Below are 14,144 nucleotides of genomic sequence, written 5' to 3' on the forward strand. Positions count from 1 at the left end.
CTTCTTGCCATAGTTTTGCAAGAGCTAGGGGAGTGCAAATGGGTGCGGCGACTTCCACCGCCCTGCCCACGGGCCGGCCGGATCTGCTCGGCGTGGCGGCACAGCGCCGCCGCACCGGCAGCTGGCTGGTCACCCTGACCGTCGCGCTGGTCCTCACCGTGGTGGTCGCCGTCGGCTCCGGCTCGATCGGCATCCCGCCCACCACGGTAGCCAAGATCATTGGGCACCATCTGGTCGGCCTGCCCGCCGAGGTGACCTGGACACCGCCGCAGGAGGCCATCGTCTGGCAGGTACGCCTGCCCCGGGTGCTGCTCGGCGTGCTCGTCGGCGCCGGGCTGGCCGCGTGCGGGGTGGCGTTGCAGGCCATGGTCCGCAACGTGCTGGCCGACCCGTACCTGCTGGGTATCAACTCCGGGGCCTCCAGCGGGGCCGCCGCCGCCATCCTGTTCGGCGCGGGCGCCGGCTTCGGCCAGTACGCCCTGTCCAGCAGCGCCTTCCTCGGCGCGCTCGGCGCGTCGCTGCTGGTGTTCCTGATCGCCCGCAGTGGTGGACGGGTGACCTCGATCCGGCTGCTGCTCTCCGGCGTCGCCGTCGGATACGCCCTCTACGCCACCACCAGCTTCCTGATCTTCGCCTCGGGGTCCGCCGAGGGGGCCCGTTCGGTGATGTTCTGGCTCCTCGGCTCCCTCGGGCTGGCCCGGTGGAACGTCCTGCTGCTGATCGCCGCGGTCGTGCTGTGCGGCATGATCGGCTACCTGACCGTCGTCGGGCGACGGCTCGACGTGCTGGCCATCGGTGACGAGACGGCACAGACCCTCGGTGTCTCACCCGACCGGTTCCGGCTCCGGCTGCTCGTGCTGGTCTCGCTCAGCGTCGGCGTGCTGGTCTCCGCCGCCGGCAGCATCGGCTTCGTCGGTCTCGTCGTACCGCACCTGGCCCGCCGGATCGTCGGCGCCCCACACGTCCGCGTGGTGCCGGTGGCCGCGTTGCTCGGCGCCATCCTGCTGGTCTGGGCCGACGTGCTCGCCCGGGTGCTGCTGGCCCCCCAGGAGATCCCGATCGGCATCATCACCGCCCTGCTCGGGGCCCCGTTCCTGCTGATCCTGATCCGTCGTCTGCACGCCACCGGCAGCTGAACGCCATGAGCCGAGGAGCATCGATGAAGGCAACCCGACTCGCCGTCACCGCGACCGTGTCCGCCCTGGCGCTGCTGGTCGCCGCCTGTGGTGGTGCCGCCGAGGAGCCGACCGCGACCGGCCCGGGATATCCGGTCACCGTCACCAACTGCGGCGCGGAGGTGACCTTCCGCTCCGCGCCGGAACGGGTCGTCCTGCTCAAGAGCGCGGCCGTGCCCTACCTGCACGCGCTCGGCGTGTTGGACCGGGTCACCGCCCGCGCCGGGCAGTACCCGAAGGAGTACTACGACGCCGAGACCCTCGCCGCGCTGGACCGGATCCCACTGCTGACCGACAAGATCGACACCAGTGGCCACCTCCAGATCTCCAAGGAGGTGGTGATCAGCCAGGAGCCCGACCTGGTGCTCGGCGAGGTGGACAGCCTCTCCCGCGACTCCCTCTCGGCGGTGGGCATCCCGCTGCTCGAAGAGCCCGCCATGTGCCCGAACAGCACCGGCACCCCCAGCTTCGACGACATCTACCGGCAGCTGGAGACCTACGGTCGGGTGTTCGGCCGCGAGGCCGAGGCGGCCACGGCCGTCGACGCGCTGCGGGACCGGATGACCACGATCCAGGCAGCGGCGGGTACGGCGTCCGGCCGTACCGCGGCGGTGCTCTACCCGACGGTCGGCGGCGGCACCACGTACGCGTACGGCTCCACCAGCATGGCCCACCCGCAGCTGGCGGCGGCCGGTTTCCGCAACGTCTTCGGCGACACCTCGGAACGCGTCTTCGAGGTCACCGTCGAGGAACTGCTCGGCCGTAACCCGGACGTGCTGATCCTGCTCCACAGCGACGGCGATCCCGCGGCGGTCGAGCAGGCCCTGACCGGTCTTCCGGGGGCCGAGAAGCTCAACGCGGTCCGCGACGGGGCGGTGATGACCCAGCTGTTCAACTTCACCGAGCCGCCGACCCCGTTGTCGATCGACGGCCTGGAGCGGATCGTGCAGCGGTTCGGGACCGACTCATGATCGAGGCGACCCAGGTTTCCTGGCGCTACGGCGCCAACCCGGTCATCGACGGGGTCAGTGTGACCGCGCGCCCCGGCCGCGTCCTCGGACTGATCGGCCCCAACGGCAGCGGCAAGACCACGCTGCTGCGGCTGCTCTACGGCGCGCTGCGCGGCGGCACCGGGCGGGTCGTCGTGGACGGCGACGACCTGGCCGCACTGCCGTCCCGCCAGGCGGCGCGCCGCCTGGCGGTGGTCGTGCAGGAGTCCGGCGGCGAGACCGCCCTCACCGTGGCGGAACTGGTGCTGCTGGGGCGGGGCCCACACCTGAACACCTTCCAGCGCACCGGTGCGGCCGACCATCTGATCGCCGCGCAGTGCCTGGCCCGCGTCGGTGCCGCCCACCTGGGGTCGCGCCCGTTCGCCGGTCTCTCCGGCGGCGAACGGCAGCGGGTGCTCATCGCCCGGGCGCTGGCGCAGCAGGCCACCCACCTGCTGCTCGACGAGCCCACCAACCACCTCGACATCCGCTATCAGCACGAGATCCTGCGCCTGGTACGCGACCTCGGCACCTGCGCCGTCGTCGTGCTGCACGACCTGAACCTCGCCGCCCGCTACTGCGACGACCTGGTGCTGCTCGGCCGGGGCGGGGTCGCCGCCGCCGGCACCACCGACGAGGTCCTGGACCCCGCCGTCCTCGAACCCGTCTACGGCATCGGCATCCAGCGTCTCGACCTCGACGGCGCCATACACCTGCTGTACCACCCGGTGCACCAGCCCGTCCCCGAAAGGAGCGCCGCATGAGCGAGCGCAATCGGAGAGCCGACACCCAGGATCGGATCAACTCGTACTGGACCGAGCGGGCACCCGGCTACGACGAGTACCAGCAGCGTCCCGACCGGCTGGCCGAGGACACGCGGGCCTGGGCGCAGGTCTGGGCGCAGGCGTTGCCTCCGGCACCGCTGGAGGTGCTCGACGTCGGCACCGGCACCGGGCAGGTCGCCATGGTGCTGGCCGGTCTCGGCCACCGGGTCACCGGCATCGACCTGGCCGAGGGCATGTTGGAACGGGCCCGCCAACACGCCGCCACCGTCGCCCACGGCCCGGTCATCCGCCCCGGCGACGCGGTGCACCCGGACTTCCCACCCGCCAGCTTCGACGCCGTGGTCAGCCGCTATCTCATGTGGACGCTGCGGGAGCCGGAGACCGCGGTGGCGAACTGGGTCCGCCTGCTGCGCCCCGGCGGCACGGTGGCCGTGGTCGACTCCACCTGGTTCCCCGACGGCCTGGACAACGCCTCGGAGAACTTCGCCGACCACTACGACAGTCAGGTCCGGGCGGCGTTGCCGCTGGCCACCGCGACCTCCATCGACCAGACCGTGGCCGTGCTCGAACGGGCGGGGCTGACCGGGGTCACCGCCACGCCGCTGACGTCGATCTTCGAACTGGACCGGCGTTTCGGTGTCGCCCCGAACCACGAGCACCGGATGCAGTACCTCATCTCCGGCCGGGCCTGAGCAGGCCGTCGGCCCGGCGGGGATCATCAGGATCGCCCGCCGGGCCGGGAGGCGGCCCGTCAGAAGTCGTCGTCGAAGGCGACCGTGCCGGAGACACCCACCTGGTAGGCCGACACCCGCCGTTCGAAGAAGTTGGACAACTCCTGCACGTCCTGCAACTCCATGAAGGCGAACGGGTTCGTCGACCCATACAGCGGCTCGATGCCCAACTGCGCCAACCGGCGGTCGGCGACGTGTTGGAGGTACGCGCGCATGTCCGCCAGCGGGAGCCCGGAGACGCCCTGTTCGAGCAGGTCGGCGGCGAACTGCACCTCGCACTCGACGGCTTCGGCGAGCATGTCGCGGACCTGCCGCTCCAGGTCGGCGTCGAACAGGTCCGGCTCCTCGGCGCGTACGGTGTCGACCACGTCGAAGGCGAAGGCCATGTGCATCGACTCGTCCCGGAACACCCAGTTGGTGCCCGAGGCCAGCCCATGCAGCAGGCCCCGGGAGCGCAGGAAGTACACGTAGGCGAAGGCGCCGTAGAAGAACAGCCCTTCGATGCAGGCGGCGAAGCAGATCAGGTTCAGCAGGAACGCCCGCCGGTCCTCCCGGGTCCTCAGCTCCCGTAGCTCGAAGATGGAGTCGATCCACCTGAAGCAGAACTCGGCCTTGCGGGCGATCGACGGGATGTTCTCCACCGCCGCGAACGCCGCGAACCGTTCCCGCTCGTCCGGCACGTAGGTGTCGAGGAGGTTCAGGTAGAACTGGACGTGCACCGCCTCCTCGAACAGTTGCCGCGACAGGTAGAGCCGCCCCTCCGGGGAGTTGACGTGCTGGTAGAGGTTGAGCACCAGGTTGTTGGCGACGATGGTGTCGCCGGTGGCGAAGAACGCGACGAGCCGGGACACCAGGTGCTGCTCCGCCGGGGAGAGCTTGGCCAGGTCGGCCAGGTCGGAGTGCAGGTCGACCTCCTCGACGGTCCAGGTGTTGCGGATCGCGTCTTTGAACCGGTCGAAGAACTGCGGGTAGCGCATCGGCCGCAGGGTCAGGTCCATACCGGGGTCGAGCAGCATCTGCCGCTTGTCGGTGCTGGTCTCGGAAACGGTGGTCACTGGCATGCCTCGCAGGTCTCGGGGTTCTCCAGGGAGCAGGCCAGTGCCTCGTCATCGCTGACCGCGACGGTCGGGGTGATCGCGACAGTGGCCTGCTGGATGCGGGTCGCGGGACGCGAGCGCAGGTAGTAGGTGGTCTTGAGCCCGGACTTCCAGGCGTACAGGTACATCGAGGAGAGCTTGCCGATGGTCGGCGCGCTCAGGAACAGGTTCAGCGACTGCGACTGGTCGACGAAGGGGGCACGGGCGGCGGCCAGGTCGATCAGCGCCCGCTGCGGCAGCTCCCACGCCGTCCGGAACAGCTCCCGCACGTCGGCCGGCAGCTCGGCGATGCCCTGCACCGACCCGTCGGCCCGTTTGACCTGCTCCCGGATCGCCGCCGTCCACAGTCCGCGTGCCTTCAGCTCCCGGACCAGGTAGGTGTTGACCTGAAGGAACTCCCCCGACATCGTCTCGCGTTTGAACAGGTTGGACACCTGCGGCTCGACGCACTCGTAGCAGCCGGCGATGGACGCGATCGTCGCGGTCGGCGCGATCGCGACCAGCAGCGAGTTGCGCAGGCCGTGGCGGGCGACGCGCTCCCGCAACACGGTCCACCGCCACGTCTGCGTCACCTGCGCACCCCACAGGTCCGGATGCAACTCACCCTTCGCGGCCCGGGTTTCGGCGTACGCGGGATGCGGGCCGAACCGTTCGGCGAGCCCGGCCGAGGTCTCCAGGGCGGTCAGCAGGATCTCCTCCTGCACCCGGGTCGACAGCTCCCGCGCCCGCACCGAGTCGAACGGCATACGCAGGGTGAAGAACGCGTCCTGCAAACCCATCAGGCCGAGCCCGACCGGACGCCAGCGCGGGTTCGACACCGCCGCCTGCTCGGTTGGGTAGTAGTTGATGTCGATCACCCGGTCCAGGAACACCACCGCTGTGCGTACCGTGGCGCGCAGCCGCTCCCAGTCGACGCCGTCGGCGGTGACGTGCGCGGCCAGGTTGACCGACCCCAGGTTGCACACGGCCGTCTCGGTGTCGCTGTTGACCTCGAGGATCTCGGTGCACAGGTTCGACAGGTGGATCGTGTTGCCCGGCGCGCCGGTCTGGTTGGACAGCCGGTTCGCCGCGTCCTTGAACGTCATCCACCCGTTGCCGGTCTGCGCGAGCGTACGCATCATCCGCCCGTACAGGTCGCGGGCCCGGACCGTCCGGACGGCCTTGCACTCCGCTGCCCGGTACGCCTCGTCGAACGCCGCACCGAACAGGTCCGGCAGCTCGGGTGCGTCAGAAGGGTCGATCAGCGACCAGTCCGCGTCCGCCTCCACCCGCCGCATGAACTCGTCCGGGATCCAGTTGGCCAGGTTCAGGTTGTGGGTACGCCGGGACTCCTCCCCCGTGTTGTCCCGCAGCTCCAGGAACTCCTCGACGTCCGGATGCCACGGTTCCAGGTACACGCAGGCCGCGCCCTTACGACGGCCGCCCTGGTTGACCGCCGCCACCCCCGCGTCGAGGGTCTTGAGGAACGGCACGATGCCGTTCGACAGGCCGTTCGTCCCCCGGATCAGCGCACCGCGACCCCGGACCCTCGACCAGGCGATGCCGATGCCGCCGGAGTACTTCGACAGCCTCGCCACCTGGTGGTACCGCTCGTAGATCGAGTCGAGTTCGTCGCGCGGCGAGTCGACCAGGAAACACGACGACATCTGGGTGTGCCGGGTTCCCGAGTTGAACAGGGTCGGCGAACTCGGCAGGTATGCCAGGCTGGACATCAGCCGGTAGAACCCGATCGCCTCGCCGGGCGTCTGCGACAGCCCACACGCGACCCGCAGCAGCCAGTACTGCGGCGTCTCCACCACCAGCCGGGTCTGCGGATGCCGCAGCAGGTACCGGTCCGCGACCGTGCGCAGCCCGAAGTACTCGAACCGCAGGTCACCATCCGGGTCGACGGCGTCGTCCAACTCGCGGGCGTGACCGGCCACGAACGTCGCCGTCGTCTCCCCGATCAGCCCCAGGTCGTACGCGTACCGGATGGACCGGCTGAAGCCGTCCACCCGTTGTCCACGGACCTCGGCGTCCACGTACGCGGCCAGCAGCCGGGCCGCCAGCTTCGAGTACTGCGGCTCCGTACCGATCAACTCGGCTGCCGTCTGGATGGACAGCTTGTCCACCTCGGCGGCGGTGGCACCGTCGTACAGCCCACTGATGGTCTTCGTGGCCACCCGCAGCGGGTCGACCTGGTCGAGATCGCCCACCCACCGCGTCACCGCCCGGACGATCGTGTCGACGTCCACCACCTCCGTGGCGCCGTCGCGTCTGCGGACCTGCCTGACCTGCCGGTGCCGCTGCGACACATCCGCGTCGGAGCCCGGCATCTCCCGCACGACCGTCACGTCTCTCTCCTCGCGCCGTCTGCTGAGGGCCTCGGACACGCGAGAGGACGCCACGGGATCCGCGCAGCAGGCACGGCCCGTTCCTGGCGTCGGCCGTCCCGCGCGGCCTACGGCCGCCGCCCACGGATGTGGACGGCGTGCTGGCAGGTCTTCGGACTCGTGGGCGTGCTCGCGCGCTCCTACTGGCCGTCGCTTCCCAGGCCGGAGCCCAGTGCTGTGTGACGGCTGTCGTTCCCACTCACCGCTGCGGGGCAGTCCCGGATTCGCACCGGGTTCCCTCTTGCCTCGGCCGCCCCGGATGGGCGCCGAACCAGCTACAGGTGACACCATATATGGGCCACCCACGAAAGCAAGACACCAGATGATGTGCCGGCGTGTCGGTCACGCCTCGGTCATGCCGGCCACCGGCCGTTGCGCCGGGCCTGGTCGAGCAGGCGTTGCCGGGCGGCCTCCTGCTCGACGGTCTCCCGCCACTGTCCGCTGTCAACCAGCGGCTCGGCCGCCGCCGCAGCCGCCACCAGAACCTGCGCCACCTGCTCACGCCACCACCTCCACCAGGTCGAGAAAGGGGGTGACGGCGCTGCACGGGGGAACACCACCGCCACCCTCGAACATCGTGCGATGGCGGTGTCCGCCCAGGTCAGAGGCGCGTGTCCGCTACGGGTTGACGGACACGCCCACGTCGCGGACAACTGCGTCGATCTGCTCGGCCAAGCGTCGTGACGCCGTCGACACCGCGATGGACCGGGCCCGCTCCAGCACCTGCAACGCCGAACCGCTGTCCCCGGCCCGGCCGTGGGCGATGGCAAGGTGCACGAGGTGCCGGCCATGCCAGTCGGCATTCTCGGCCGTCTCGTCCACCCCGGCCGTGCCGACGGTCAACAGCTCGATGGCCCGGTCGTTGGCCCGCGCTTCCCGTTCACCCAGGTACCGCCACACGATGCCCTGCTGTACCGCATAGAAGGCCGGGGTGTACCAGTACCCCCACGCGGGTAGCGGCGTCTCTGCCGCCTCGGTGGCCAGGTCGACGGCCTGCGTCAGCCCCTGTCGCACCTCGGTCGGCGACGCACCGGCCATGGCCAGCCCACGTGCCTCCTGACCGGCGGAGTACGCGCGCAACGCCGGGTTGGCGCGCGGGTCCTCCCGAGCGGCCCGGGACAGCCCGATCATCTCCGCCAGGTCACCGCGACCCTCCGCCCGGTGCCCCTGGAAGGACAGCACGGTCGCCGTAAGGTCAGCGTTGCCGGCCTCGGTGGACCATTGCAGACTGCGGCCCAGCCACACACGCGCCGTCCGGTCGTCGCCGTTGGCGATACCGAGCCAACCGGCGAACTGCGCCCACTGCGCGGCCATGTCGACCACCGCTGGCCGAACCTGGTGACCAACCTCGCGCAGCAGCGAAACGATCGTGTCGAGTTGGACACGCACGGGCGGAAGCACGGCGGCGGAACCGATGGAGTCCTCCAGCCGCCGGTATCCGGCGAGCACCTCACCCAAGGCGCGTACCCCCGTCAGGTCGACACGGCCCGGATGCACGGCGAGGAAGGCGACCCGCCGGCCACCGTCGGGAACGTCGACGACCATGGCGGCGAGCGCACCACCGGCAGCCAACGCGTCATCGAGGCGGGCGGCGATGTCGACGGCCGGCCGGGTCCGCCCTGTTTCCAGCTGATGGATAACACTCTTGCCATGGTTCACCGCAGCGGCCAGTTGGCGCAGCGACACGCCCCGCTCACGGCGCAGCCGGGCCAGCTCAGCCGGGAAACGCGGGTCTACGATGGTGTGTGCGCGTGGTGGCATAGCGTCGCTCCCGGGCAGCGGACCATGATCGGCCTACCAGCCTCCACACCGGCGGGCCGTCACACATTCCCCCATCATCCCCTGCAACCCGTGGATATCCGTTGTGGTCGTCGCGGTTGTTCACCCAACCCTGCCGGGCCGTACCACTCAGGACCGAGACCAAGGGGGACGTCTATGATTCCCGTCGGCCGTCCATGACGGGCTTACGAGACGCCCTTCAGGTAGCGGCTAACAACGCCTCCCAGCCCTCGTTCGGAGAGTGGGAGCTGGGAGACCCCGGGATACACGCAAATGGGGCAATGGGTGCCCTGCGCAATGCGAGAACCGGTGTACCGCCAGACGTCATCTATGCTCGCTCGTATTTCCTGCAACTGCCGAGCGGTGGAGAGGGAGAGCAATGTCGGACTGGGCGGACTGGCTGGAACGGGCGTCCTGGATTGCCGCGATAATAGGTCTGCTAGTCACTGTCATCGTGGCGGTGCAAGCGTCGAACATCTCCGCCCGAACGAAGGCGACGCTGGAAGTAGCGAGGCCCTTTGTCCGCGCGTTGGCGCTCTCCCTGGACAAGCCAGAAATCATGGCAGCATACGAATCCGAGTGTACGACCGCCAAAGATGTCCTGCGCAAGAAAACGCGCCGCAGGCTCGGTACGGCAGGAGTGATACTTGGCTTCGCAGCATCATCTGTCACCGCCGCCCTACTTCTTTCCCAGATTCCTCCGGCTCACAGTCGCACCGAGATCCGGTTCTCCATCGGCAATGCGGCACAGCAGGAATGCACGACCACGGGTCTCAATCTCGCAACGCGTACTACATGCACCAACCGCTGGTTCCTGGACTCGCCAGGCCAGACGATCCAGGCACAGGCCACCCTTTCCGGTCCGGCACGCCAGAGAGATCTGAGCATCGCCGTTAGTGGCTGTTCGGACCGCGCGCAGGTCCGGTGGGAGCTTCTCGCCGATGGCGAAGCTCTCGGCAACGGCACTGCCGGTTCCGGGCACCAGAAACAGGAACTACGCGTACCTCAGGGCAAGTCATCGCTCACCATTCAAGCCGAACGGATCGACGATAATTCGTGCTCCGCAGAACTCGTCGTCGATGCCGTCCAATGGCCCTAGTACGGCAGGAAACCCGTTTACGGCACCTCGGCGGTCACTTGGCGTTGTATTGATCAAAGGTGAGGGCATAGTCGATCAACACGGACAAGATGCCGCCTGAGCTGTGCATTCATCGGTCATCGATGGTCAACGTTCGTTGCTCTTGGTCCACCTCTGACGGCCTGAATACGGCCTGATCTTGGCGCTCCCTCCGGCGGCACGCCAGGGCGACTCCTTGACCCCCAGGCAACCAACACAGGGCTCTGGCCTGCCGTTTCATTGGCATTGAACTGCTGGAACTCTCTGTCAGTGTCCCTGCTGGTCCGCTGGCGTCCGTCCCCATCGTCACCCAGTTAGTCACCCTGCTTTCCACCGATGATTCGATGAAGGTGCCTGGTGAAACGCGCCGCCAGACATGCGGCGCCGGGTGAGCCTTCTCGCCATAGCAGATTGGCGCAGATAGGGATTGGGGGTGGGACCGGCGATGCTGGGCCAGGGGTTTGCTGGCAGCGGGCACCGGCGGTGGGTGGCCTGGAAGAGGACCTGTCACCGCCGGTGCCTGTAAGAGAGGCCGCGTGGTTAGGAGTTGCTGCGATTTGCCGGTCGGCGTCGGTTCCGGACGACCAGGGCCGTGCCGGTGAGCACGAGCAGGGTGCCAGCGGCGAGGGTGTCTGGCGCGTTGACCCCGGTCACCGGGAGTTGGGGTTTCTGGACTTTGACTGTCACCGGCTTGGACGTTGAGGGTGGGCAGGTGCCCTTGCCGTTGTAGCGGGCTCGGATGGTGTGGCTGCCTGGCCGCAGGCGGTCGAGGATGAGGGTCGCGGTGGCGGTGGGACCGCCGGACAGGGTTGCAGTGCCCAAGGTCTTTTTGCCGTCCAAAAAGGTCACGGTTCCCGTGGGCGTACCGGCAGTGCAGGTCACGGTAGCGGTGAAGGTGACGGGCTGATTGGGCTGCGGGTTCGACGGAGACACCCGCAGGGTACTGGTTGATTTGGCCGGGGCCGGTTCTGCCGCGATCGCGAGAGCGTGGTCGCCGCCGGCGGCGATGGCGGTGATCGTGGTGCCGGCGGGCAAGTCCAGCGGGAAGGGCACCAGGCTGGCGGTGGCGAGGCCGTTGTCGCCCCACCACAGGACGGTGCCGGTGGAGGTCAACGCCAGACTTTGGCCACCGCCTGCGGCGATGGCGGTGATCGTGGTGCCTGCCGGCAGGTTCACGGGGACGGGCACGTTGCTGTCGGTGGTGGTGCCGTTCCCTAACTCGCCGAGATGGTTCCTACCCCAGGCCAGCATGGTGCCGGTGGAGGTCAACGCCAAACTGTAGCCGTGGTTGGGAGGGAAGAAATCGTCGAAGGAGGCGGCGACTGCGGTGATCGTGGTGCCTGCCGGCAGGTTCACCGCGACAGGCACGTTGCTGTCGGTGTTGGTGCCATTCCCCAACTGCCCGAACTCGTTGTTGCCCCAGGCCAGTACGGTGCCGGTGGAGGTCACCGCCAGACTGTGGGAGTTGCCGGCGCCGATGGCGGTGATCGTGGCGCCGGCCGGCAAGCTCACCGGAACAGGCACGTTGCTGTTGGTGTTGGTGCCGTTCCCCAGCTCCCCGTCGGTGTTGACGCCCCAGGCCAGGACGGTGCCGGTCGAGGTCAACGCCAGACTGTGGGCGAAGCCGGCGGCGATGGCGGTGATCGTGGTGCCTGCCGGCAGATTCACCGGGACGGGCACGTTGCTGTCGGTGGTCGTGCCGTTCCCCAACTGCCCGAAGAGGTTGTCGCCCCAGGCCAGGACGGTGCCGGTGGAGGTCAACGCCAGACTGTAGTCAGAGTCTGCTGCGATGGCGGTGATCGTGGTGCCCGCCGGCAAACTGACGGCGACGGGCACATTGCTGTTGGTGTTGGTGCCGTTCCCCAACTGGCCATCCTCGTTGCCGCCCCAGGCCAGGACGGTGCCGGTGGAGGTCACTGCCAGACTGTGGACGTTGCCGGCGGCGATGGCGGTGATCGTGGTGCCTGCCGGCAAGCTGACGGGGACGGGCACGCTGCTGCCAGGGGTGTTGGTCCCGTTCCCGAACTGGCCGAGGAAGTTATTGCCCCAGGCCAAACCGCTACCAGCAGGGGCGGCGGCCGCCGACGATGCTGCACCCGCGCTCGCAGCGGGAGCCCGGGACACCCCGGTCAACACCATGCCCAGCGCGACGGCCAACACCAGCAACGCCGCGAACAGCCCGCGAGTACTCGCCGGCCCGACCCGGTCCGTTTTGACGCTCGGGTCCCGACAAATCCAGAATCTCTCCATTGCCCCACATCCTTAGCAAGACCCCCCGTAGTTCACTTAACCGTACATTCCTCACGACTCGCCCAAGACGGCTTTTAGGTGAACCACGGCGATCCGGCCGAACCTGATCACAGCCCCGTGGCCAGGAGGTCCGGATTAGGGCACACGTCTCACCCTCGCTGGGTCACCTCGACCGCACGACAGGGCACCCCCGCAACGGCCAGAACGCCAGGTCCAACGGTGCCGTCCCGTCTGCCGCCGACCCGCCCGCCTGGGGAGCGGGCCGCCGCCCGGCCCGCCACGTCAAGCGCACCTTGACGCACGTACGGACGCTGGCGGGCCGGGCGGTGGTCTGCTCGGCTCGCCCGGGTCGTCGGCTGACGGGATGGCCCGCGCAACCACCCACGGACCGCGACCCGCCGACGGAGCCCCGGCCATCCTGGAGTCGTTGCGCCCCCGCCGGAGGCGCAGTAACCGCGACCGGTTCGCCACCCGTGACCCGCCGCGCAGACCCGGTGTGCCCTTCCCTGCGCCGCGTCGCTCCGGCGCGGCGCGGCCGGCTGCCGGCGACGAACCTCCACCACTCCCACACCCGTCCCGTCTGCGGCGGCCTCCGGGCTTCCCGCTCTCCGCGCCAGCCGCCGGGCGTGTTGCGTGGCCGGAGTCGGAGCGCCAGCGGAGCGACGGACGCGCGCCCAGGCGGCGGCGCGTGCGGCCCGTCAAGGGCCGCCTTGAAGACGTACAGAAAGTTTGAACCACATTGCCGGCAGCCGGCCGGCCTCTTGCCGTTGCCCAGCGGACACGGGATGGTGCGGACCTCGCGCGCTCCGTACCCTGGCGGCATGGCCGACCTCGTCGACGCCGCTCGGGAAGTTGCGCGGCACCTGCTGGAGACTCCGCTTCCTCGTCGATGGAGTCACGTCCAGTCGGTGGCCGCTAAGGCGGACCGGGTCAGCGCTGCCGTACCGGTCGAGGATCGTGCGGTGCTCGTGGCGTCGGCGTGGCTGCACGATGTGGGCTACAGCCCGGACCTGGTCGACACCGGCTTTCACTCGCTCGACGGGGGCCGCTGGCTGCGGCGTGAGCGGTTCGACGAGCGGATTGCGGCTCTGGTGGCTCACCACTCGTGCGCCTGGCTGGAAGCCGAGGAGCGTGGGCTCGGTGAGGTCCTGGCCGCCGAGTTCACTCGGGAGGAAACCGCGGTAACTGACGCGCTCTGCTTCTCGGACATGACGACCGGGCCGGACGGGCAAGACTTCGAGGTGTTGGAGCGGCTGGCGGAGATTCGGTCGCGGTACGGACCGGAGCACCTGGTTACCCGGTTCATCGGCCGGGCGGAACCGGAGATGGTCGCCGCTGTGCAGCGGACTCAACAGCGGCTTGTCGGCAGCATCGCTCAGCCAATGTAGGGCTCGGCGCGATCCTCGTAGCCGTGGGTGATGCGGAGCAGGGTCGACGGGTGGATGTCGAGCGCGTCCAGCTCGTCGCGGGCCACCCATCTGACATCGCTTGACTCATCGCTAGGGGTCGGAGTGCCGCCGACGGGGACGGCCCGGAAGCAGAGCGAGAACTGCTGTCGTACCTCGCCGTCGGAGTAGGCAACGACGTGACCTGGGTCGGAGTAGACGCCCACCAGGCCGGTCACCTCGACGCTAATGCCGGTCTCTTCGCGGGTCTCCCGAATCGCTGTCTCGGCGACCGATTCGCCGATCTCCTGGCCGCCGCCGGGCAGTGACCACAGGCCGTTGTCGGTGCGCTGGATGAGCAGTACCCGGCCGCGCTCGTCGCGGACGAAGACGGAGACGGCCACAACGATGCTGTTGGCCTTCGGCGCGTTCGGGTCGTGGTAGTGCTCGGTCCTCGCCATGGC

The 14,144-nt window shown here is 69.1% G+C and carries 12 protein-coding genes and 1 riboswitch; of the genes, 6 read left to right on the forward strand and 6 right to left on the reverse strand.

Going from position 1 to position 14,144, the window contains the following annotated elements; all coding sequences use genetic code 11:
• The first annotated feature begins 38 nt into the window (after window positions 1–38).
• From FF096_RS10330 to FF096_RS10345, 4 genes are read left to right on the forward strand one after another with little or no spacing between them, the layout of a single operon-like run.
• A complete protein-coding gene (locus FF096_RS10330; protein WP_155216677.1) occupies window positions 39–1,136 on the forward strand; it encodes an iron ABC transporter permease in 1,098 nt (365 codons plus the stop codon).
• A gap of 23 nt (window positions 1,137–1,159) precedes the next feature.
• Entirely contained in the window at window positions 1,160–2,146 is a 987-nt protein-coding gene (locus tag FF096_RS10335; protein ID WP_155216679.1) for an ABC transporter substrate-binding protein, read from the forward strand.
• Window positions 2,143–2,928, forward strand: a complete 786-nt coding sequence (locus FF096_RS10340) for an ABC transporter ATP-binding protein (RefSeq protein ID WP_155216682.1) — start codon at window positions 2,143–2,145, stop codon at window positions 2,926–2,928. The genes FF096_RS10335 and FF096_RS10340 overlap by 4 nt, the downstream gene beginning before the upstream one ends.
• Entirely contained in the window at window positions 2,925–3,641 is a 717-nt protein-coding gene (locus FF096_RS10345; RefSeq protein WP_155216684.1) for a class I SAM-dependent methyltransferase, read from the forward strand. Before FF096_RS10340 ends, FF096_RS10345 begins: the two co-directional genes overlap by 4 nt.
• A 59-nt stretch (window positions 3,642–3,700) precedes the next feature.
• Here the strand turns inward: FF096_RS10345 and FF096_RS10350 are convergent, their stop codons facing one another.
• From FF096_RS10350 to FF096_RS10365, 4 genes are all read right to left on the reverse strand, one after another.
• The gene (locus tag FF096_RS10350) at window positions 3,701–4,741 is read right to left on the reverse strand and encodes a ribonucleotide-diphosphate reductase subunit beta (RefSeq protein ID WP_155216686.1); all 1,041 of its coding nucleotides are present in this window, start codon (window positions 4,739–4,741) and stop codon (window positions 3,701–3,703) included.
• Window positions 4,732–7,092: a ribonucleoside-diphosphate reductase subunit alpha gene (locus FF096_RS10355; RefSeq protein WP_155217003.1), complete on the reverse strand. Its 2,361-nt coding sequence runs from the start codon at window positions 7,090–7,092 to the stop codon at window positions 4,732–4,734. The genes FF096_RS10350 and FF096_RS10355 overlap by 10 nt, the downstream gene beginning before the upstream one ends.
• A 142-nt stretch (window positions 7,093–7,234) precedes the next feature.
• Window positions 7,235–7,440, reverse strand: a riboswitch (cobalamin riboswitch).
• A 62-nt stretch (window positions 7,441–7,502) separates the two neighbouring features.
• A complete protein-coding gene (locus tag FF096_RS10360) occupies window positions 7,503–7,643 on the reverse strand; it encodes a hypothetical protein (RefSeq protein ID WP_155216688.1) in 141 nt (46 codons plus the stop codon).
• Window positions 7,644–7,767: 124 nt separating this feature from the next.
• Window positions 7,768–8,910: a helix-turn-helix domain-containing protein gene (locus FF096_RS10365; RefSeq protein ID WP_155216690.1), complete on the reverse strand. Its 1,143-nt coding sequence runs from the start codon at window positions 8,908–8,910 to the stop codon at window positions 7,768–7,770.
• Window positions 8,911–9,307: 397 nt separating this feature from the next.
• Here FF096_RS10365 and FF096_RS10370 point away from each other — a divergent pair, with 397 nt between their 5' ends.
• Complete coding sequence (locus FF096_RS10370; protein ID WP_155216692.1) at window positions 9,308–10,027, forward strand: hypothetical protein; 720 nt, start codon at window positions 9,308–9,310, stop codon at window positions 10,025–10,027.
• Window positions 10,028–10,585: 558 nt separating this feature from the next.
• On the opposite strand, the gene FF096_RS10375 is transcribed toward FF096_RS10370, so the two are convergent.
• Complete coding sequence (locus FF096_RS10375) at window positions 10,586–12,295, reverse strand: Ig-like domain repeat protein (protein WP_155216694.1); 1,710 nt, start codon at window positions 12,293–12,295, stop codon at window positions 10,586–10,588.
• Window positions 12,296–13,116: 821 nt separating this feature from the next.
• On the opposite strand from FF096_RS10375, the gene FF096_RS10380 reads away from it, so the two are divergent.
• On the forward strand, window positions 13,117–13,683 hold the full coding sequence (locus FF096_RS10380) for an HD domain-containing protein (RefSeq protein ID WP_155216696.1): 567 nt from the start codon (window positions 13,117–13,119) through the stop codon (window positions 13,681–13,683).
• Here the strand turns inward: FF096_RS10380 and FF096_RS10385 are convergent.
• Window positions 13,671–14,141: an NUDIX hydrolase gene (locus FF096_RS10385; protein ID WP_155216698.1), complete on the reverse strand. Its 471-nt coding sequence runs from the start codon at window positions 14,139–14,141 to the stop codon at window positions 13,671–13,673. The genes FF096_RS10380 and FF096_RS10385 overlap by 13 nt on opposite strands.
• Window positions 14,142–14,144: the final 3 nt, after the last annotated feature.

Origin of the sequence: Micromonospora sp. CP22, from assembly GCF_009712475.1 — a bacterium.
Classification (GTDB): Bacteria; Actinomycetota; Actinomycetes; order Mycobacteriales; family Micromonosporaceae; genus Micromonospora.

What these genes read in the sequence shown, in the direction of transcription:
- FF096_RS10350 (WP_155216686.1), bottom strand. Translation starts at nt 4,741, where the DNA reads ATGCCAGTGACCACCGTTTCCGAGACCAGCACCGACAAGCGGCAGATG.
- FF096_RS10375 (WP_155216694.1), bottom strand. Translation starts at nt 12,295, where the DNA reads ATGGAGAGATTCTGGATTTGTCGGGACCCGAGCGTCAAAACGGACCGG.
- FF096_RS10335 (WP_155216679.1), top strand. Translation starts at nt 1,160, where the DNA reads ATGAAGGCAACCCGACTCGCCGTCACCGCGACCGTGTCCGCCCTGGCG.
- FF096_RS10330 (WP_155216677.1), top strand. Translation starts at nt 39, where the DNA reads ATGGGTGCGGCGACTTCCACCGCCCTGCCCACGGGCCGGCCGGATCTG.
- FF096_RS10340 (WP_155216682.1), top strand. Translation starts at nt 2,143, where the DNA reads ATGATCGAGGCGACCCAGGTTTCCTGGCGCTACGGCGCCAACCCGGTC.
- FF096_RS10370 (WP_155216692.1), top strand. Translation starts at nt 9,308, where the DNA reads ATGTCGGACTGGGCGGACTGGCTGGAACGGGCGTCCTGGATTGCCGCG.
- FF096_RS10355 (WP_155217003.1), bottom strand. Translation starts at nt 7,092, where the DNA reads ATGCCGGGCTCCGACGCGGATGTGTCGCAGCGGCACCGGCAGGTCAGG.
- FF096_RS10385 (WP_155216698.1), bottom strand. Translation starts at nt 14,141, where the DNA reads ATGGCGAGGACCGAGCACTACCACGACCCGAACGCGCCGAAGGCCAAC.
- FF096_RS10345 (WP_155216684.1), top strand. Translation starts at nt 2,925, where the DNA reads ATGAGCGAGCGCAATCGGAGAGCCGACACCCAGGATCGGATCAACTCG.
- FF096_RS10380 (WP_155216696.1), top strand. Translation starts at nt 13,117, where the DNA reads ATGGCCGACCTCGTCGACGCCGCTCGGGAAGTTGCGCGGCACCTGCTG.
- FF096_RS10365 (WP_155216690.1), bottom strand. Translation starts at nt 8,910, where the DNA reads ATGCCACCACGCGCACACACCATCGTAGACCCGCGTTTCCCGGCTGAG.